General features: G+C 33.7%; 1 protein-coding gene. It reads right to left on the bottom strand.

The window, feature by feature from the left end; translation table 11 throughout:
• Positions 1 to 591: glycosyltransferase family 4 protein (locus QWI17_RS06745; protein WP_302721762.1), on the bottom strand; the 591-nt coding region annotated here is incomplete at both ends.

Here is a 591-nt window from a genome sequence, read left to right on the forward strand (position 1 = left end):
GAATAAGCCAACATCAACTTCATTCAGTATTAACTTATAATCTTGTTGCGAAACAGAAGACAAAAACAAACAGTTAAGCAATGATTTATCTTCAATCGTCTGCTTAACTAGGGCAACCTCATCACCTTGACCAAGAAAAATAAAATATGCATTTTCGATGGGTTTCATGGCCTCAACTAAACGCAACAAATTCCCCATATCTTGTGCATGACCAATATTACCACCATAAAAAAAGATAACTTTATCTGTCAGGTTAAATTGATCTCTCAAACCGAAAGTATGAGATTTACATGGATATGCATTTTCATCAGCCCAGTTATATAAGACTTCAGTATTATATTGATTACCATTAAACTTTTCAAAGAGCTGTAAATTCTTCGGTGACATTAACCCAATACAATCAGCTGAAGCGTAATTCAGACGCTCAAAAAATCTGAAGTATTTTTCAATAAGCGAGCCTTGTTCTATTAATCCTTCATCAACAGCCCATTGCGGAAACATATCTCTAAGTATTAAGTATGCATGACATTGAGAAGCGGTTTTTATTTTATAAGCCAAATAACCAAAGAATATCGATGGAGAATAATAGAC

The sequence above is a fragment of the Gilvimarinus gilvus genome (assembly GCF_030518155.1).
Lineage (GTDB): Bacteria > Pseudomonadota > Gammaproteobacteria > Pseudomonadales > Cellvibrionaceae > Gilvimarinus > Gilvimarinus gilvus.